Origin of the sequence: Flavobacterium aquicola (assembly GCF_003385115.1) — a bacterium.
GTDB lineage: Bacteria > Bacteroidota > Bacteroidia > Flavobacteriales > Flavobacteriaceae > Flavobacterium > Flavobacterium aquicola.
Map to the genome: position 1 here is coordinate 401,748 of NZ_QUNI01000001.1, position 19,178 is coordinate 420,925.

Below are 19,178 nucleotides of genomic sequence, written 5' to 3' on the forward strand. Positions count from 1 at the left end.
TAAATTAAATTGTTATTTCTAAATTATCGTAAGCTAAGAAAACATTTTTAGGGAGCTTTTTTTGAACTTCCTCATGAAAACCAAGCATATGGCTGATATGTGTAAGATATGCTTTTTCGGGCTGGAGAAGAGCTATAAAATCAAGCGCTTCCTCCAGATTAAAATGAGTATCATGTGGCTGTTCCCGCAGCGCATTAACAACCAGAACTTTTAGATTTTTCAGCTTATCTGTCTCTGCTTCGTCGATCGTTTTCACATCGGTTAAATAAGCAAAATCATCGATTCTGAAACCAAAAACCTGCAAATTTCCGTGCCATACACTTACAGGAATAGCCGTTTTATTACCAATTGAAAAAGGCATGTTATTTTCAATTTCTATTGTTTTTACTGATGGTGCCCCAGGATATCTATTAACCGTTTCGAAGATGTAATCAAATCTTTTTTCAATATTAGCAAGCACTCTTTTATGCGCATATATCGGAATTGCGCCCTGCTTAAAATTAAAAGGCCGAATATCATCCAAACCAGCAGTATGATCTGCATGTTCATGGGTAAAAAGAATTCCGTCTAATTTTCTGCAGTTAGACGACAGCATCTGCTGTCTAAAATCAGGTCCGCAATCGATTACGTATGAATGGTCTTCCCATGTAATCCAAACCGACACCCGGAGCCTTTTATCCTTAAAATCAGTACTTTTGCAAACTTCATGATCAATCCCAATAATTGGGATCCCCTGAGATGTTCCTGTACCCAAAAAATATACCTTCAATTTGTTTGTTTTTTTTACAAAAATAGAATTATTTCTCTTTCATGAGAACCCTAATTGGTTAACTTTGTAACATAATTGCCGAATTTAAACAAAAAAAATGGAAGCCAAAAAGATAAAACTAAAAGGAGACAAAGTTATCGAACAGATTCCTTCCCTTAAGGATAAAGCACTTCGTATTAATTTGAACGAAAATATATACGGAACTTTTGCTGAAATTGGAGCTGGTCAGGAAACAGTTAGACATTTTTTTAGATCAGGCGGGTCATCTGGTACAATCGCAAAGGCAATGTCAGCCTACGACAAAGACTTTAGTGATGCCGTTTATGGAACCGAAGAAGACGGCCGTTATGTCACTGAAAGCCGGTTAAAAAAAATGCTGACTTTTGAAGGCGAATTAATTGAAGAACGGCTAAGCAGGACAAAACACCCTAACAAAATGTTTTTCAGTTACGCCAATACAGTAGCTACCATAGATTTTGCAAAACAATTTAAAGGTCACGGCTGGGTAGGAATTCGATACCAGCTAGACCCAGCAGAAGACTACAACGAAATTATCATCCATATTCGTTTCAAAGAAACAGATTCCCGTTTACAGCAGGAAACATTAGGTGTTTTAGGAGTTAATCTTATTTATGGCGCCTTCTACAAATACAATGACCCAAAAAAATTACTGCGATATTTATACGACCATCTTGACAAAGATCAATTAGAAATTGACACCATAAATTTCTCTGGTCCACGTTTTGCTGATGTTGACAATCGCTTGATGAGTTTACAATTAGTAAAAAATGGAATGACTGATGCCGTAATGTTCAACCCAAAAGGTAAAAATGTTCTGCCAGCTGCCATTCTTTACAAAAAAAACTTACTTGCTTTCAGAGGAAGTTTTCGTCCAGTTACCAAAGTAAATATGGACATGTATGCCAATTCATTGAAAATGTTTCTGGAGGAAAATAAAGTAGAAAAAGAAAACACTTTGGTTATTTTCGAAATTACATTATCTAATCTTAGATCTGATGGGGAAATAGACGAAAGAGACTTTATGGATCGTGCAGAACTGCTATGCTCATTAGGACAAACAGTAATGATATCCAATTTTCAGGAATACTATAAAGTGGTTGAATATTTCTCCAATTATACCAAAGCCAGAATGGGTCTTGCAATGGGTGTAAACAATTTAGTAGATATATTTGACGAGAAATATTATCGCCATTTGAGCGGAGGAATACTAGAAGCATTTGGAAAATTGTTCTACCGCGATATGAAAGTATTTTTATATCCTATGCTTGGAGAAGAGGGAGAAATCATAACTTCCAAAAACTTAAAAGTACATCCTAGAATGAAAGAATTATACAAATTCTTTAAATTCAATGGCAAAGTAGTGGATATTGAAGATTATAACCCTGAAATATTAGAAGTTTTCTCCCGCGAAGTATTAAAAATGATTAGTGCCGGAAAACCAGGATGGGAACCAATGTTACCTCCAGGAGTTCCAGAAATCATTAAAGAAAAAGGTCTTTTCGGTTATCAGCCCAACTCTCTATTGGAAGCTAACAACTAAAAATCATACCCATTATATTTTAAAAAATCCAAGAAAGACAAAATGTTTTTCTTGGATTTTTTTTAGCACAATAAAATTCTTTTTTTTTGCAATCTTCCACTATATATGATTTCGCTATAATTCAAAAAAAAGACTATTTCACTCTATTTTGTATTATAACAAAAACATTATAAGTTATTTATAATCTTTATCATAAGCTAAATGGACGTTTAAAAAAAACATTACAATTATTCAATTAATGCAGTTGGCAAGCCAATTTTGCAGTTTACAAGAAAGTTATTTTTATACTATAACTATTACAGTTCTTTTGTGGTATAAATATTTAAATTTACTATCATGAAAAAAGATGCTTTTAAAATTATTCTACTTGCCCTTGTTTTGGTTGTGACTAATATAGTGGTTACCTCAACAGATTCTAAATATAAACTCATTAAACTTAAAAATGGAAATTACATTTCAAAACATATTACTCAAGTGAATTGGGAATACATTAAAAATAGATTGTTTAGTGGAAACGGAGAAGAGGAATTTGTATATAAACTAAATCCATACATCAAAAATGCTCCTATTTTAGTAAATCTTCAGGATGCTACTCATAATGACAGTGTAGCTGTTGCTACAATTATTAAAGAATTGAGAACCATCATTCCTAATAGAAAAATTGAATATTATAAAAATTTCACTGGAAAAGACTATAATGATTTTTATTCCTCAAACGATGACGAGACTTTAATTAAAGGTTTTTCTATTGGAGAATTAAGGTATTCAACTATACGATTAAATTTTAGAACTGCAATTGAAGATTATATTTCTAACGACATCATTAAAACCATTTTGCCCGATGGCAGTAGCATTGAAAGAACAAATCCTCCAAGAAAAAACAATAAAATAGATTTTACAAGCCAAGTATGGTTTAATTTAAAAGAAAATCTTCCCTATAATAAGAGAATCAAATATATAAAATACGAGTTATTAAGAACACTTTGTTACATTTATCCATATAATGCCTTCAACACTGTTCTTATAGAACACAATTCAAATTTTGGTATATTTTCTACTCCTGGCTATAATCCTGATGTAACAGAATTCAACGATTCAGATAAATTTTTATTGCAAAAACTATATGAAGATGATTTTTTAAAACAATTCAGAGATTACTTAACATCATCGTATTCATGGAGATATGCCAATAATTTTTTAAACAAGGATTTAGCAAAAATGATAGCATGGGTGGTGATAATTTGCATCGGATTATTTGTATTTCTTATATCGTTCAGTTTTTTTCAAAACAAAAAATTCAAGTTTTCTTTTCTAAACTATTTTTTACCAATCCTGCTCATACTATTATATGTAGCAAATCTAACCGAAATTTATGCCTACTTAACTGATTTAGGAATATCTCAAATCATTAATCAAGAGTCTATTGTACAATTATATTCAATAGCCATTATAACTTCTTTAATAATTTCATTTTTACTATGGTTGCTAGAAAAAGTATGGCTTAATAAAATTAAAGATTTTAGTTTTCAATTAATTTACAAAGTGATTTTTACTTTTATTCTATTTAATTTACCAATAACAGTAATGTATATAATAAGCTCAACGAATGATGGCTTTTTAGAATTTTACCTCCCCGTTTTTATTATCATAATTGTAATATCTATAAGCAGAGGACTTCTACTCTATTTAAACCAGTACTCAGATTCATTAGTAAAAGAAAAAGATTTAGAATTAAGTCGTTTAAAACAAATCAACTCTGAAGCGGAAACCAAATTACTGCAATCCCAGATCAACCCTCATTTTTTATACAATTCATTGAATTCTATAGCGAGTTTAGCTCCTATTGATGCTCAGAAAACGCAGAAAATGGCACACTCATTATCCGATCTTTTTAAATATTCGATTAACCGAAAAGGAAAAAAGATGAGTACAATTTTGGATGAGATTGATATGGTAAATTCATATTTAGAAATCGAAAAAATTAGATTTGGAGATCGTTTGCAGTTTACAATTGATGTAGATAAAGAATTAAAAAATAATGAAATTCCATTGTTTTTAATTCAGCCTTTAGTTGAAAACGCAGTAAAACATGGCATTTCGAAAAACGAAGGCGAAGGCAAAATAGTTTTAAAGATTTCGAAAGAATTACAGGAAATTCATATCTCGGTAAGCGATAATGGTCCTGATTTCCCGGAAGGTTTAATAAGTGGTCATGGATTACAAACCATTTTCGATTTGCTACGATTAACTTATGGAGAAAAAGCATCATTAAACTGGACCAACACACCCGAGAAAAAAATCATCATTACAATTCCTCAAACAATATAAAATGAACAAACGATATTCTACTATTATTATTGATGATGAAGCTCCTGCCAGACTGGGTCTGCAAAATTTACTAAAAGAATTTCCTGAAACTTTTGATGTTATTGATATCGCACAAAATGCAACAGAAGCACAGAAAAAAATAGAAGCTTTAAATCCTGATATTATTTTTTTAGACATTGAAATGCCGGGCTGTACTGGTTTTCAATTATTAGAACGATTAGAAACTATTCCGATGGTTATTTTTTGTACGGCTTATGATCAGTATTCTTTGGAAGCTTTTGAGACCAATAGTATCGATTATTTAGTTAAACCAGTCAAACTGGAACGTATTGAAAAAACAGTACAGAAATTAAAAACATTCCATGTAAAAAATGCTTCAGATGAAATTTTAAAAGTTTTAAAGGACATTACAAATAGGAAAGAAGAAAAAAAAATGACTTCGATTACCGTCAAAAAAAACGACAAATTAATTTTTATAAAATTAGAAGACGTTTCCTATTTTGAAGCCGATACTAATTATACCGCAATACATTCGCAATCTGGAACGTTCTTAAGTACTGAATCTATTTCAAGCTTGGAAAAAAAATTACCCGACAATTTTTTACGCATTCATAGAAGTACTATAATTAACAAAGACTATGTAAAAGAAGCACAAAAATATTTTAACAGCAGATATATTATTACACTCAATGACGTTAAAAACACTAGCATTACTTCAGGAAGAAGTTATTCAGAAAACATAAAAGAGTATTTCGGATTATTTTAGAATCATCCTAATTAAAAAAAAATGCCACAAAGTATTTTCCTTGTGGCATTTTTAGTTTATTTCAAAATCTGATCTGCGTGAGCCTTTGTTTTTACTTCCGAAATAACATCAGAAATAATTCCGTTTTCATCAATCACAAAAGTCGTTCTGTGAATTCCATCATATTCTCTTCCCATAAACTTTTTTGGTCCCCAAACTCCAAAAGCATTAATAACAGATTTATCCTCATCAGCTAATAATGAAAAAGGAAATTCATACTTATCCTTAAATTTTGCCTGGGCTTTGGCACTATCAGCACTTACCCCCAGCAGTGCGTAATTATTAGCTTGAAAACGCTCATAATTATCTCTTAAGTCACAAGCTTCTGCCGTACATCCAGGTGTCGACGCTTTTGGATAAAAGAAAACCACTAATTTTTTACCTGTATAATCGGCTAATTTATGAGATTTCCCATCTTGATCTACTCCAGAAAATTGTGGCGCATGATCTCCTATTTTTAATGTAGTCATTTTTATTAAGATACTAAGTTACTAAGTGGCTAAGATACTAAGATTATTTTGAGTTGCTAAGTTACTAAGACTCTAAGTTTCTGAGATTGTTCCTTAAATATGAATCATGTTCTGTAGTTTAATTTTAAAAACTTAGTAACTTAGCCACTTAGAATCTTAGTAACATAGAGAAAAAAATGACCAAACAAGAACGCGTAACATTTGTTATAAATACTTTAAACGAACTCTATCCAAGTATTCCTATTCCCCTAGACCATAAAGATCCATATACACTGTTAATCGCTGTTTTACTCTCTGCACAATGTACAGATGTACGTGTAAACCAGATTACTCCTCTGCTCTTTGCAAAGGCTGATAATCCTTATGATATGGTTAAAATGTCTGTGGAAGAAATTAAGGAAATTATCCGCCCTTGCGGTTTATCACCAATGAAATCGAAAGGAATTCATGGCTTGTCACAAATTTTGATTGACAAACACAACGGACAGGTACCGCAAAGTTTTGAGCATTTGGAAGAACTGCCTGCTGTTGGGCACAAAACTGCCAGTGTGGTTATGTCTCAAGCTTTTGGAGTCCCTGCATTCCCGGTAGACACACATATTCATCGTTTAATGTACCGATGGAATTTGACTAATGGCAAAAATGTAGTTCAAACCGAAAGAGATGCGAAACGGATTTTCCCAGAGGAAATCTGGAATGATTTACACCTGCAGATTATTTGGTATGGCCGAGAATATTCACCAGCAAGAGGCTGGAGTCTGGAAAAAGATATTATCACCAGAACTATTGGAAGAAAATCAGTTTTGAATGAATTTACTAAAAAACAGTGAGGTATATAAATAACAAATTTCACCAGCTTTATGCAAAAACTAGTGAAATTTGTATACTCCAATCACTTTAATATTAGAGTACTTTTTCCTGCAAGAATTAATTAGCTATAATTTCAAAAACCTTTTCTTCTATTTTAACTATTTTCAATGCTTTAGAATAGTTTAATAAAAAAGAAACCACTTCTTTATCCGGTTTTATTTTTTTTATTCTTTTTAATTCTTTAGAGTAATTCTTTTCCATATCAATATAAAGTTTAATTTATATTATAACGGAGTAATTATCTTTTTATTATTAGTTCGTCAAAACTATTTGATGTTTCTCAATAATTTTTCTCAAATTCATTATAGCATATCTCATTCTGCCCAATGCTGTATTGATGCTAACCCCTGTAGTTTCTGAAATTTCTTTAAAACTCATATCCTGATACATGCGCATCATTAAAACTTCTTTCTGATCAAAAGGGAGTTCTTCTACAAGTCTTCGGATATCAACCTCAACTTGATCCGCAATAATTTGATTTTCAATTGTAAGAGAATCATCGGACATTATAGAAAAAATAGAAAATTCCTCTGTCTCTCTGTACATCGGCATTTTTTTGGACTTTCTAAAATGATCAATAATTAAATTATGGGCAATACGCATTACCCAAGGCAGGAATTTCCCCTCCTCGTTATATGAATTTAATTTTAATGTTTTGATTACTTTTATAAAAGTATCTTGAAAAATATCATTGGAAACGTCTCTATCTGTAACCTTTGAATAAATGAAACCAAACACTTTGGACTCGTGTCTTTTTATTAATGCAGCTAATGCGTTTTCATCACCTGCTATATATTCCTTTACCAGTAAAGCATCTGTTTTTTGTAAATTTGCCATATCTATTCCTTTTTAGATTGTTAGTACTTGGGGAGTGTTCTAAAAGGTAGTTCTATGCGATAGGCTTACAAAATTTTGTTAAAGATTAGATATTTGCCAAATTTAACAAATTATTATTAAAAGAAGCAAGAAAAAAAACAAGAAATATTATTTTAAAAAATTAAAAACCGCTTTTTTTAAATAAAATGCTTTATGTATCCAGAAGATAAAGTATTGTTTTATATGGGCTTTTTCAATATTAATGACCAAACACTAAATAAAAATAAACGGCAATAAATTTTTATACTTATATAACAAAATGCGAATTCCACTTACAAAATACAAATTAAAAAAGTATTGCCTGAACTTCAAAAATTAAAACCCTACGCCTTTTTTCTTACTGATAAACTTTGATATAATCAATCGAAAATTCCTTTGGAAAAATAGTATCATCTACATCTGGGCCACCAAAATTCCCTCCGATGGCCATATTAACTAAAAAAAAGAAAGGCTTGTCAAAAGGCCATGTTTTTTCGTTTTTATTTTTTGGCTGGAAAGTATAAATCAAATCTTTATCTACAAAAAAGTCTATTTTATCTTTTGTCCACTCTATCGCATACACATGATAACCTTCTTCAATATTCGGTATTATTGTTTTCTTGCTGTTAACAGAATTTCCATGACTATCCTGCGTATGCAAAGTTGTATAAACTGTATGAGGTTCACGCCCTATGTATTCTAAAATGTCTATTTCACCACATACAGGCCATCCTGATTCAGAAAAATTAGCCCCTAACATCCAGAAAGCCGGCCACAATCCATGACCTACAGGCAATTTTGCTCTAGCTTCCAAACGCCCGTATCGAAATTCTTTTTTATTTTTTGTTGTAATTCGAGTGGATGTATAGCCGTTTTCATCTTTTTTGGCAGTAATCACTAAATTCCCGTTTTCTAGTCTGTGATTTTTGTCAGTGTAGAGCTGACGCTCATTATTTCCCCAGCCACAATTGGGACAGCCATCACCTAATTCAATATTCCAAACTTTATCATTCAAGATTTTACCATCAAAATTCTCTTCCCAAACTAATTTTCGTTCAGTCTGCTGTCCGAATATTGACCCGCTGATCAATAAAATTATTATAAATTTATTCATTGTTTTTTATTTTAAGAATTGAAAATCTCCTTTTAATGTTTCTACAGAATTGCCACCAATGAAGACTTTAAAATCTCCCGCTTCGGCTTCCCATTTAGAATTGGCAGTAAAAAACTCAATTGTTTTTTCGCTAATAACAAAAGTCACTTTCTTCTCTTCGCCAGGCTTTATTACAATCATTTCAAAACCTTTTAATTCTAAAACCGGTCGGGTAACACTTCCTATTAAATCTCTAATATACAACTGAACAACTTCTTTACCAATTACTTTTCCAATATTCTTTACTGAGACTGAAACTTCAATGTTGCCATTTTTAGAAAAAGACGCAGATGATAACTTCAAATCCGAATATTCAAATTTAGAATAACTCAAACCAAATCCAAAAGGGTATAAAGGCGTATTTTTTTCATCTATATAATGTGACCAAAAAACACTTTCGGGTTCATTCATAACTGGTCGTCCTGTGCTTTTGTAATTGTAATAAATAGGCACTTGAGCAACATTTCGAGGGAAAGTCATAGGCAGTTTTCCGCTAGGATTGTAATCTCCATATAATACCTGTGCTATGGCATTACCGCTTTGAGTTCCTAGCTGCCAAGCCTCTACGATTGCAGGAATATGTTCTTCTGCCCAAGGAATAGCCAACGGACGGCCATTATTAAGCACCAAAACTATATTTGAATTTACTTTATAAACAGCTTCCAATAGTTCCTGCTGCACACCCGGTAAACCTAAATCGGCCCTGCTCCTTCCCTCACCCGACTGCAGACCATGCTCGCCTAAAACGAGTATTACAACATCAGCGCTTTTTGCAGCAGTAATAGCTTCCTCAAAACCTGATTTATCGGCAGTATTTATTTTGGTTTCAAATATGAATTTTGGATTTCCAAGAGCAACATCAGCTCCTTTTGCATAAGTCAGCTGATTCTCTTTATATGACTGCAGTCCTTCTAAAACAGAAACTGCCGTATTATCATCAGCAGCAATTCTCCAATTTCCCAACGGGCTTGTTTTATCGTTTGCTAATGCTCCGATCAAAGCAATCTTTTGTCCAGATTTTTTTAGAGGCAATAAGTTATTATTGTTTTTTAGTAATACAATAGATTTTTTTGCCATATCTAAAACTTCCTTGTGAAATTCCGGTTTTCCAACGGTTGCTAATTCTCTTGTTTCGTCACAGTATTTATATGGATTATCAAATAAACCCAATTCAAATTTCACTTTTAGAACTCTTCTTACAGCATCATCAACAGTGCTTTCTTTTACTTTGCCTTCTCTAACTAATTGCGCTAAGTAATCAACATAACCGTTAGACTCCATATCCATGTCGGAACCGGCATTTATAGCTAATTCAGCTGCATGTTTGTCGTCTTTGGCATATCCATGAGCTTTCATTTCCTGCATAGAACCCCAGTCTGAGACTACGAATCCCTGAAATTTCCAATCTCCTTTGAGTATCTGTCTTTGCAGATATGAATTCGCAGTAGCCGGAATTCCATTAAGTTCATTGAAAGAGTTCATAAATGTTCGAACTCCAGCATCTGAAGATGCTTTGAAAGGAGGAAAAATAACATTCTGCAATGTTGATTCTCCCACATCTACCGTATTATAATCTTTCCCAGATTCGGCAAAACCATAGCCAGCAAAATGTTTAGCACAAGCCAAAATATTTTTATTAGAACTAAGATCTCCTTGAAAACCTTTAACACGGGCTTCGGCAATTCGGCTTCCTAAATATGGATCTTCCCCTACGCCTTCCATCACACGTCCCCAGCGGGCATCTCGGGAAATATCAACCATAGGTGCAAAAGTCCAATTTATGCCTACAGCTGCAGCTTCTTCTGCAGCCATTTCTGCCGATTTACGAATAGCTTCTAGATCCCAACTGGCCGATTCTGCAAGCGGTATCGGACTAATTGTTTTGTATCCATGAATAACATCAAAACCAAAGAGAAGCGGAATACCTAATCTAGTTTGCTCTACAGCTATTTTCTGCAAAGCTCTTACATCTTTTACGCCTTTTACATTCAACATCGAGCCTACCAGTCCTTTTTTAAGATCATCATATTTTTTTGCTGCTAAACCTTCCTTTGGAGTGGGCCCTGTTACATCCCAAAAACCGTTATACTGATTAAGCTGCCCAACCTTTTCTTCAAGCGTCATTTTCTTCAAAAGTGATTCTACTTTTTTATCTAAAGAAATATTATTTTCAACCTTCGTTTGTGCTTCAACAGAACCTATTACGAATAATCCAACAGCTAAAAACAAATAGGGTTTTCTAATTATTTGCATCATAACTTATTCTTTTAAAAAATAAGAAGATTGAATTATATCCAATCTTCTTATTCCCAATTACTAATTCAAAAATTTTATTGGTATACTTTTACATAATCGACTTCCATAGACGATTGTGCGAAAGCTGGATCTATTGCTCCTCCAAGCGAACCACCCATCGCCACATTCATAATCATAAAGAAATTTTTATGAAATGGCAATGCTGTATCCGAATTATTAAAAGTAAAATACAAAACATCATCTAGAAAAAATCGAATGGTTTTAGGCGACCAAATAGTTTTATAGATATGAAACTCCGAAGCAGCATTTGCAATTGCTGTTGTTTTAAATTTTGCATCTCCTCCAGAACTTCCTGGAAAATGCAATGCCGATTGAGTTTGCAATGGTTTTGCACCAACAAATTCCATAAAATCAATTTCTCCTATAGCTGGCCATGATCCAGCTGAAGCTCCTAGTGACCAAAAAGCCGGCCATACTCCCGCACCAGTAGGCATTTTGGCTTTCATTTCTATTTTACCATATTTAAAGTCATACAAACCTTGTGTTTTTATTCTTGCAGAAGAATATTCAGCTCCTCCAGAAGATTCTTTAACCGCAGTTATGACAAGATTTCCTCCAGCAACTTTTACATTTTTGGCAAGATTAGTGTAATTTTGTTTTTCTCCATTACCCCATCCGTTATCCCCTCTGCCAAGATCATATGTCCATTTTGTAGCATCTGGAGCTCCATCAACATTAAAATCATCAGACCATACCAAATTTGTGTAATCTGTTGTATCGTCAGTATCAGTTGTTGGAAGTGTAGTGGTAAATGTAATATACCAAGCTAATGTCGCATTATTTCCTTGAACAAAACGCACCTGCATTCTGTTTTCGGTAATTGACATAATCTCATATTGAGTTGCACCAGCGTAGTAACCCATAAACCCTCCATCTGAGAAATTCATCACTGTTCCTGTAGTTACTTTTTTGGCTTCAGGATTCTTTGAAACAAAAGAGGATGATGGACTTAAAGCAACAATTTTTGTTGCAGTAGTATTGTATGCTAAACATTGGTCATCACCTCCATTTGTACCGCCTCCAACACTTTTGTATGAATTATTAAAAAAAGTATTCCCTTTATTGTCCTGCTTGTATTCGATTTTACCGTTTACTAATGCAAATGTATAATCACCATCATAGAAACAAGTTGCGGCTTTCTCGAAAGAACCTGCCTGATAATAATTTGGATAATAATTTTTGGTTGCATCAGCGTCATTTTGGCCTACACCAAAATGGCCATTCTCAGCTGCTGCTATATACCATTTTTTACCTGCGGCAGTTCCGCCAGTAAGCAATAATGTAGATTTCTCGTCACTGAAATCACTAAGAACTGTAACTTCTACAGTAGTAGTGGTTGACACTCCGCCTTTTCCAAAAGCAATTACAGTCACTGTATAGGTATTTACATCGACAGTTGTAAATGGATGCTCGACAACTCCTCCCGAAGTATTATCTACTATTCCATCACCATAAATAAACTTATATGAAATAGCATTATTTGCTTTAGCAGTAAACTTTACCAAACCTGACCCATCTCCATTTGGAGCATCGGCTGTTTTTCCAACAATATCTACTGCAACCTGAAGATTTGAGGGAGCGCTAGGATCACCAAAAGAAAAATTATCTTCTTGACAGTTGACCATTAATAGCAAACTAAAAAGGGCTACTATATTTATAAATATTTTTTTCATTTTTTATTTTTTAATTAAATTCTAACTAGTTTATATGACCAGAACACTCCTGCACCTGCCTCAATAACCACATTCATAGTATTATTGTTATCCGTAAGAGTTACATTATATATAATAGAAGATGGAACAGTTACAGTGGGTAATTCTCCTGCATTATTTACTTTAGGAAGTCCTAGATATGCTCCCGCCCCATTAATTTTAAGAGTCTTTGCTCCCGCATCATAAAGGTAAGTTGCAGCTCCAGAACCGTCATGGGGAGCAACTGGAGCTCCGCATGACTCACTCGCTACTCCCTGCCATTTCTCAAGCCATGTATCGGCTCCCAAAACGTTACTAAAATCCCCATTTGCTGAGAAAACAAAAGTATCATCAAAGTAACAGGCTCTATCAATTACTGCTTGTGCATCATTTGCCCACCAATCACCGCTGCCGTAACTTGGTCCAACTTTTAGGGCGCCGGCTTCAGGAGCAATTTTCCAAGTTCCCACTAATGCAGATGAGGCAGCGGGCTCTTTATAAAAATAAACGTTATCAATATAAATAGTATGGCTTCCGCTAGGATTTCCTGAGAAAATCAACTGTGCAATATGTTCACGCGTGGTTAAATTTGTAAAATCACTTAAAGGGATATCTAAACTTACCCAGCTTCCTTGTGCAGGAGAAGTAAATTTAACTTCGTGTTCAACATTATCTCCTCCTTGTTCCCAAACCCCATTAGCTCCAAAATCAACTAATTTTATTCTGAATTCTGCAAAGTCAGAAGACCAGACATCTACGTGAAGAAATGTCATTGCTCCAGCATTAATCGTTGCTGCAGGTTCAGCACCTACAAAATTTAAATTTGAGTATTGTATTATATTATTTCCTCCTATAACTTTCTCTCCTTTTGTAGCTTGAGACCAATCTGTTCTCCATGTACTCATTGCAACATTTGAATAGGAATCACTAAACATTGAAATGACATTTGCAGCAGATCTTGACGGAATCGGCGCTGCTGAAGTTGGCCCCTCGATCAGAATAGCTTCAAACTCCTGTTCAAATTCTGCTGTCTGGATAGCTGCACTTTTAGACACCACTCTTATGGTATACACTCCAGCAGCTTGATAAACATAAGAAACTGACTCGCCATTGTTAGCAGAAATTGGTTCTGGTTTTCCAGCTTCACCAAAATACACGTCATAAAATAATGCGAAATCAGCTGTAGCAGTAACTGTTACTTTTTTGGAAACAGATAAATCATTTGTAATAACAACTTTTAAATTTTCTGGTGCCTTGAAAGAAACTACAACTTCTTGCATAACTTCTGTTGATTTACCATTCAAAGTTTTACCTACAATTTTCGCTTGATATATTCCTTCCTTATAAACATGAGAATATGTTTCCCCTGGATTTAAAATTGCAGGTTCTGAAGTTCCATCTCCAAAATAAATTTCATATTGGGTAACCCCTTCTCCTTTTGGGAGGAAAGTTACTTTTCCTGTATTATCCTGCGTAACGGTAGTTAATGCAGAAATATTAGTTGGTGCTGCTACAGCATCTAAATCAACCGAACTATTGTCATCAGTACAACCAATTGCGACTGCAAGGACAAAAAGACTTATAATATAATATATTTTTCTCATAATAATAGTTTTTTAATACCCAGGATTTTGACTCCAATTACCAGCTGAAAATTGAATTTCCTGTAAAGGGATTGGGAATAATTCATTTTTACCAGCTTTAAAACCAGTGATGGCAGCAGCCGCTTTTCCTGTTCGGACCAAATCAAAAAATCGGAAACCTTCTCCAACAAATTCAGCTCTTCTTTCTTTCCAAATTACATCGGTTAATGCAGCCCCAACAGAAGTTATTCTGTGATTAGTATCTCCAAAAGCACGATCTCTTACCTGATTTAAATAACCTAAAGCTTTATTATCGTTTATTCCTCCGCGATTAAGAGCTTCAGCAGCCATTAACAAAACATCTGCATAACGGATTGCTCTGTAATTATTAGGATTTGTTAAATTCAAATCACCTGCAGCCTCACCGCTCCTAACTCTTGGCAAATATTTTTGATTAAAGTAACCTGTATCCTCATTTCCTTTACCATAGGTCGCATTATTTGCAGCTGCCCACGCAGCAATATCCAGCAAGGAAGCATCTAATCTTGAATCTCCTATTTCAAATGAATTGTAAGTTTCTTCCGTTGGCACATTGAAACTAAATCCAGATGTATATTTTGGTCCTGTGTAGTTTCTAACACCGCTAAATCCAACAGCCACATTCCCCTCACTACATTGCAGACACCCAAAACCGGCACCTTCCACATCAGTATACTGTACTTCAAAAATCGATTCTGGTCCATTCTCTCCAGCCATTTCAAAAATCGAAGCATAATCATTAACTAAAGAATATTTTGAAGATGTAATTACCTGCTCTAAAGCAGCAGCGGCTTCTGAAAATTTATTTTGATATAAATATGCCTTTCCTAATAAAGCAAGAGCCGCCCCCTTTGTAACTCTTCCAGTCTGCGAAGCATCAGGCGATAAATTAGCCACAGCATAAATCAAATCTGCTTCAATTGATGCGTATACTTCCGGAACCGAAGAACGTGGTATCTTTGTCTCATCTCCTGGAACAAATCTTTTATCACCATTCAATGGAATTCCTCCGAACCATTTTACTAATTCGAAGTGATAATACGCTCTAAGAAAACGAGTTTCAGCAATTATTTGGTTCTTTCCTTCAAAATCAATTTTATCTTTAAACTCTAGAATATAGTTCGCTCTTTGAACACCCCCAAACATCCAATCCCAAAGATTTTTTAGATTATCATTTACTGGTGTATGAATCATATCGTCAATCTGCTGAAAACCTATTACATCTGTAGGACTCTCTCCTCCTGCTAAGGTATTGTCTGAAGCAATTTCTCCCATCAATACATTAATATAGGTAGATTGAAGAGGATCATAAACTGCTATTAAAGCTTTATCATAATCTTCCTTAGCATTGAAAAAATTCTCTGAATCGATTGAATATTCAACATCACGATCTACAAAACTATCACTGCACGAAACCAAAACTGCAGAAAAAAGTGTCATACAGATAACTGTACTATATATATACTTCTTCATTTTTTACTTATTAAAAATTAACATTTACACCTAACAAATAAGTTCTTGGAATTGGGTAAAAACCGTAATCGATTCCCCCTCCAATAGGAGCTCCACTAGAAGCACCCGGATCATATCCCTTGTATTTTGTAAAAGTGTACAAATTATTAGCTCCTAGGTAAACTCTAAATTTAGATACTCCCGCCTTTTCAAAATATTTAGAATCTACAGAATAACCCAACTGTATATTTTGAATACGTACAAAAGAAGCGTCTTCAACAAAATAATCAGAAAAAACATTATTTGAAGTTGCACTTGTAGTAACTCTAGGCACTGTATTGCTTGTACCCTCACCTGTCCATCTGTCAAGAACATAATCCAAATGATTTACATCGGTAAGTGTTCTTTCATAATTTCTTACCATTTCATTTCCAATTGAGGCAAATGCATAAGCTACAAAATCAAAATTTTTATAATCTAACTGCAGATTGAATCCCATAGTAGATGCAGCAATTGGACCGCCTATATTTGTCTTATCTGAGGTATTGATTATACCATCTCCATTGACATCAACATAACGAATATCTCCTGCTTGAGCTTCGGCACCGAGAGCAATTTGAGAAGGAGCAGCATCTACTTCGGCTTGGTTCTGAAAAATTCCATTGGTTTTGTAACCGTAGAAATACCCCATTGGTTTTCCTACCTGCATTCTTGAAGGAGCAGGCTGACCTACTCCAAATGCACCGCCTTCATAGAATCCCGTTCCATTATTTACTGCGGTCACTTCATTTTGAATGAAAGTCACATTATATCCTAAACTCAGAGAAAGTTTATTTGCAAATGTATTTTTATAATCCACAGCAAACTCAATACCTGAGTTTCTAACTGTTCCTGCATTGATTGTTGGTGACTGTGCTCCAGGAGCTCCTGCTCCCAAAGTACCAGAAACAGGAATATATGGAATCAAAAGGTCGTTTCTAGTATCAATAAAATAATCAGCTACAATATTAATCTTGTTCTGAAACATTTTAAGATCCACACCAACATCAAACTTTTTAGCTTCTTCCCATTTCAAGCTTGGATTTGGAATTTGACCCGAAGCTAAACCGCTAACAATAGAACCATTAAATACGTAAGTTGCTTCACCATTTAATAAAGAATTATAACCATTGTTTGGGATTTGATCATTTCCTAACACTCCATAACTTCCTCTAAATTTTAAAAAATTTACAAATCCCTCATTTCCTCCAAAGAAATTTTCATCAGAAATAATCCATCCCAAAGTCATTGATGGAAAATAAGCAACTGTATTAGCAGGACCAAACTTAGTTGACGAATCACGTCTCAGCATGGCAGACAAAAGATATTTTCCTTTAAAATCATATTGAGCTCTGGCAAAATAGGATAATCTTCTTTCATCATAAACATAAGAAGTATTTGGTGCTGTTGTTGGCAATCCGATCGCTAATTTAAGATCGGCATAATCCCATGAATTATAAGGAACGTCATAACCAGTCGCGTAAAGCCCATTTCCAAATTCTTTATAAATAGTTGTACCTAACGTCCCTACTAAATTATGATTTCCTATTTTCTTAGAATAAGTACCATAGAAATCAAGAGAATAACTATTGTCAAAAACAGCACTTTGAGTTACAGAACTTCTATTAACATTGAAAACTTTACCATTTCCATAATCTAATTGTTTTGCAAAAGTACGAGATTGTCCATTTTGAGTGTTAAAACCAAATGCCCCAGATACTACAAACGCATCTGTCAATTTATAATCCAATCCAAGATTCCCATTAAACTTACTTAATTCATATTCATTATAGGTATTCTCTATTTGGGCTAATGGATTAATAATTTCAAATCCTAATCCAGTAGTACTTGGCACTAACGAATAATTTCCATAGATATCATACGGGCTTTGTGTAGCAGGCACATTCAAAGCATTAAATAAAACAGATCCTAATCCATTATCATTTAAAGTTTTTCGAGCCTGATTCGTATAAATTACATTGGTCTTTAATTTCAGCTTATCCGAAACATCTGCACCAAAAGATATACGAGCAGTATTTCTTGAGAAACCAGATTTGTCGTCTCCAATTATTCCATCCTGCTCTAGATGTGAAGCACTAGCTGAATAATTGGCTTTATCAAAACCACCCGAGATAGACAAATCATAATTGATGATTGGTGCCGGGTTTAATATCTCTTTTTGCCAATTAGTTCCCTCGCCTAGTCCAGAAACATTAGGATATGGCAGACTTTTACCGCCATTTGCATAACTTTCATTTAATAACAAAGCATATTCAGTAGCATTCAGTACTGGCAATACCCTGCTCGCTTCCTGAATACCTGTTGATGAATTAAAAGAAATTTTTGGTTTGGAATTTCTTTTACCTTTTTTAGTAGTTACGAGAATAATTCCATTAGCTCCTATTGTTCCATAAATAGCTGCTTGAGCATCTTTTAAAACAGTAAGCGATTCAATATCATTAGGACTTAGAGTACTCAAATCTCCTTGATATCCATCGATAATTGCTACAGGTTTATTTTCTCCATTCGTTGCAATACCTCGAATACGCACACTAATATCAGCTCCCGGAGCGCCACCCACTGTAGTAACATTAACTCCTGCTACCGTTCCCTGCAAAGCTTGTTCTATCTTTACAGGTCGTATCGCATCAATTGTTTTACTATCGACTACACTTACAGCTCCTGTAACTTGCTTTTTAGTTACGCTTCCATAACCAATCACAACAACTTCATTCAATGTCTTAGCTTCATCTACCATATTGATTATTATGTTAGAATCGCCCGCATTGACAACATACTCCGTTGATTTGTAACCTACATAGGTAACTAACAGAATATTTCCAGCTGAAACCCCTTTTATGGTGAACTTCCCGTCAAAATCTGTCGACACTGAATTCCCAGAATTCTTGTCTTTGATATTCACGCCAAACAAGGGTAAACCTGTACTTCGTTCTTTTACTGTTCCTGCAAGATCCTTTTTTTGGGCAAACCCAAAAGCTGAAAAAAGCAAAAAGATAATTAATAAATGTTTTGACTTCATAATTTATAAGTTTTAGTTAGTGAATTACAAACATATTATGAAGCGTTAAAGAAATCGTAAAAAGAACCTCAACAAAAAATATACAATTTAAAAAAATCGTAATTTAATTATCAATATCGCATAAAAAACTAAAGAAACTTAAAGAAATCAGGACTCTTTATTTCTATATAAAACATAAAAAAACCACAACAATAACATTAATGTTGT

At 34.0% G+C, this 19,178-nt stretch carries 14 protein-coding genes; 4 read left to right on the forward strand and 10 right to left on the reverse strand.

Translation table 11 applies throughout. The annotated features are described in order from the left end of the window. Positions 1-4 precede the first annotated feature (4 nt). On the reverse strand, positions 5-769 hold the full coding sequence (locus tag C8P67_RS01640; RefSeq protein ID WP_115809696.1) for an MBL fold metallo-hydrolase: 765 nt from the start codon (positions 767-769) through the stop codon (positions 5-7). A gap of 97 nt (positions 770-866) precedes the next feature. On the opposite strand from C8P67_RS01640, the gene C8P67_RS01645 reads away from it, so the two are divergent. From C8P67_RS01645 to C8P67_RS01655, 3 genes are all read left to right on the forward strand, one after another. Beyond that, positions 867-2,330 (forward strand): TonB-dependent receptor, encoded by a 1,464-nt coding sequence (locus C8P67_RS01645; protein WP_115809698.1) that lies wholly within the window; start codon positions 867-869, stop codon positions 2,328-2,330. A gap of 336 nt (positions 2,331-2,666) precedes the next feature. Next, complete coding sequence (locus C8P67_RS01650; protein WP_115809700.1) at positions 2,667-4,658, forward strand: sensor histidine kinase; 1,992 nt, start codon at positions 2,667-2,669, stop codon at positions 4,656-4,658. A 1-nt stretch (position 4,659) separates the two neighbouring features. After that, positions 4,660-5,424 carry a LytR/AlgR family response regulator transcription factor gene (locus tag C8P67_RS01655; protein WP_115809702.1) on the forward strand — a complete coding sequence of 255 codons (765 nt, stop codon included), beginning with the start codon at positions 4,660-4,662 and terminating at the stop codon, positions 5,422-5,424. A 56-nt stretch (positions 5,425-5,480) separates the two neighbouring features. Here the strand turns inward: C8P67_RS01655 and bcp are convergent, their stop codons facing one another. After that, positions 5,481-5,933 carry a thioredoxin-dependent thiol peroxidase gene (bcp, locus tag C8P67_RS01660; RefSeq protein ID WP_115809704.1) on the reverse strand — a complete coding sequence of 151 codons (453 nt, stop codon included), beginning with the start codon at positions 5,931-5,933 and terminating at the stop codon, positions 5,481-5,483. Between the two features lie 176 nt (positions 5,934-6,109). On the opposite strand from bcp, the gene C8P67_RS01665 reads away from it, so the two are divergent. Then, positions 6,110-6,763, forward strand: a complete 654-nt coding sequence (locus C8P67_RS01665) for an endonuclease III domain-containing protein (protein ID WP_115809706.1) — start codon at positions 6,110-6,112, stop codon at positions 6,761-6,763. 97 nt (positions 6,764-6,860) lie between these two features. Here C8P67_RS01665 and C8P67_RS22020 read toward each other — a convergent pair whose 3' ends face one another. The 8 genes from C8P67_RS22020 to C8P67_RS01700 form a co-directional block, all read right to left on the reverse strand. Further along, positions 6,861-7,004, reverse strand: a complete 144-nt coding sequence (locus C8P67_RS22020; protein ID WP_170141386.1) for a hypothetical protein — start codon at positions 7,002-7,004, stop codon at positions 6,861-6,863. 51 nt (positions 7,005-7,055) lie between these two features. Then, positions 7,056-7,640 (reverse strand): RNA polymerase sigma factor, encoded by a 585-nt coding sequence (locus tag C8P67_RS01670; protein WP_115809708.1) that lies wholly within the window; start codon positions 7,638-7,640, stop codon positions 7,056-7,058. Between the two features lie 376 nt (positions 7,641-8,016). Then, on the reverse strand, positions 8,017-8,772 hold the full coding sequence (locus C8P67_RS01675; RefSeq protein WP_115809710.1) for a glycoside hydrolase family 16 protein: 756 nt from the start codon (positions 8,770-8,772) through the stop codon (positions 8,017-8,019). A 6-nt stretch (positions 8,773-8,778) separates the two neighbouring features. Beyond that, positions 8,779-11,067: a glycoside hydrolase family 3 protein gene (bglX, locus tag C8P67_RS01680; RefSeq protein ID WP_449403981.1), complete on the reverse strand. Its 2,289-nt coding sequence runs from the start codon at positions 11,065-11,067 to the stop codon at positions 8,779-8,781. Positions 11,068-11,141: 74 nt separating this feature from the next. Next, a complete protein-coding gene (locus C8P67_RS01685) occupies positions 11,142-12,800 on the reverse strand; it encodes a glycoside hydrolase family 16 protein (RefSeq protein WP_115809712.1) in 1,659 nt (552 codons plus the stop codon). 14 nt (positions 12,801-12,814) lie between these two features. Further along, positions 12,815-14,422 carry a hypothetical protein gene (locus tag C8P67_RS01690; protein ID WP_115809714.1) on the reverse strand — a complete coding sequence of 536 codons (1,608 nt, stop codon included), beginning with the start codon at positions 14,420-14,422 and terminating at the stop codon, positions 12,815-12,817. A 12-nt stretch (positions 14,423-14,434) separates the two neighbouring features. Further along, a complete protein-coding gene (locus C8P67_RS01695) occupies positions 14,435-15,913 on the reverse strand; it encodes a RagB/SusD family nutrient uptake outer membrane protein (RefSeq protein WP_115809715.1) in 1,479 nt (492 codons plus the stop codon). Positions 15,914-15,923: 10 nt separating this feature from the next. Beyond that, positions 15,924-18,971 carry a SusC/RagA family TonB-linked outer membrane protein gene (locus C8P67_RS01700; RefSeq protein WP_115809717.1) on the reverse strand — a complete coding sequence of 1,016 codons (3,048 nt, stop codon included), beginning with the start codon at positions 18,969-18,971 and terminating at the stop codon, positions 15,924-15,926. Between the last annotated feature and the right edge of the window lie 207 nt (positions 18,972-19,178).

Coding starts and splice junctions, on each gene's coding strand:
- C8P67_RS01685 (WP_115809712.1), bottom strand. CDS start 12,800: ATGAAAAAAATATTTATAAATATAGTAGCCCTTTTTAGTTTGCTATTA.
- C8P67_RS01645 (WP_115809698.1), top strand. CDS start 867: ATGGAAGCCAAAAAGATAAAACTAAAAGGAGACAAAGTTATCGAACAG.
- C8P67_RS01700 (WP_115809717.1), bottom strand. CDS start 18,971: ATGAAGTCAAAACATTTATTAATTATCTTTTTGCTTTTTTCAGCTTTT.
- C8P67_RS01690 (WP_115809714.1), bottom strand. CDS start 14,422: ATGAGAAAAATATATTATATTATAAGTCTTTTTGTCCTTGCAGTCGCA.
- C8P67_RS01670 (WP_115809708.1), bottom strand. CDS start 7,640: ATGGCAAATTTACAAAAAACAGATGCTTTACTGGTAAAGGAATATATA.
- C8P67_RS01665 (WP_115809706.1), top strand. CDS start 6,110: ATGACCAAACAAGAACGCGTAACATTTGTTATAAATACTTTAAACGAA.
- bglX (WP_449403981.1), bottom strand. CDS start 11,067: ATGATGCAAATAATTAGAAAACCCTATTTGTTTTTAGCTGTTGGATTA.
- C8P67_RS01675 (WP_115809710.1), bottom strand. CDS start 8,772: ATGAATAAATTTATAATAATTTTATTGATCAGCGGGTCAATATTCGGA.
- bcp (WP_115809704.1), bottom strand. CDS start 5,933: ATGACTACATTAAAAATAGGAGATCATGCGCCACAATTTTCTGGAGTA.
- C8P67_RS01650 (WP_115809700.1), top strand. CDS start 2,667: ATGAAAAAAGATGCTTTTAAAATTATTCTACTTGCCCTTGTTTTGGTT.
- C8P67_RS22020 (WP_170141386.1), bottom strand. CDS start 7,004: ATGGAAAAGAATTACTCTAAAGAATTAAAAAGAATAAAAAAAATAAAA.
- C8P67_RS01695 (WP_115809715.1), bottom strand. CDS start 15,913: ATGAAGAAGTATATATATAGTACAGTTATCTGTATGACACTTTTTTCT.
- C8P67_RS01655 (WP_115809702.1), top strand. CDS start 4,660: ATGAACAAACGATATTCTACTATTATTATTGATGATGAAGCTCCTGCC.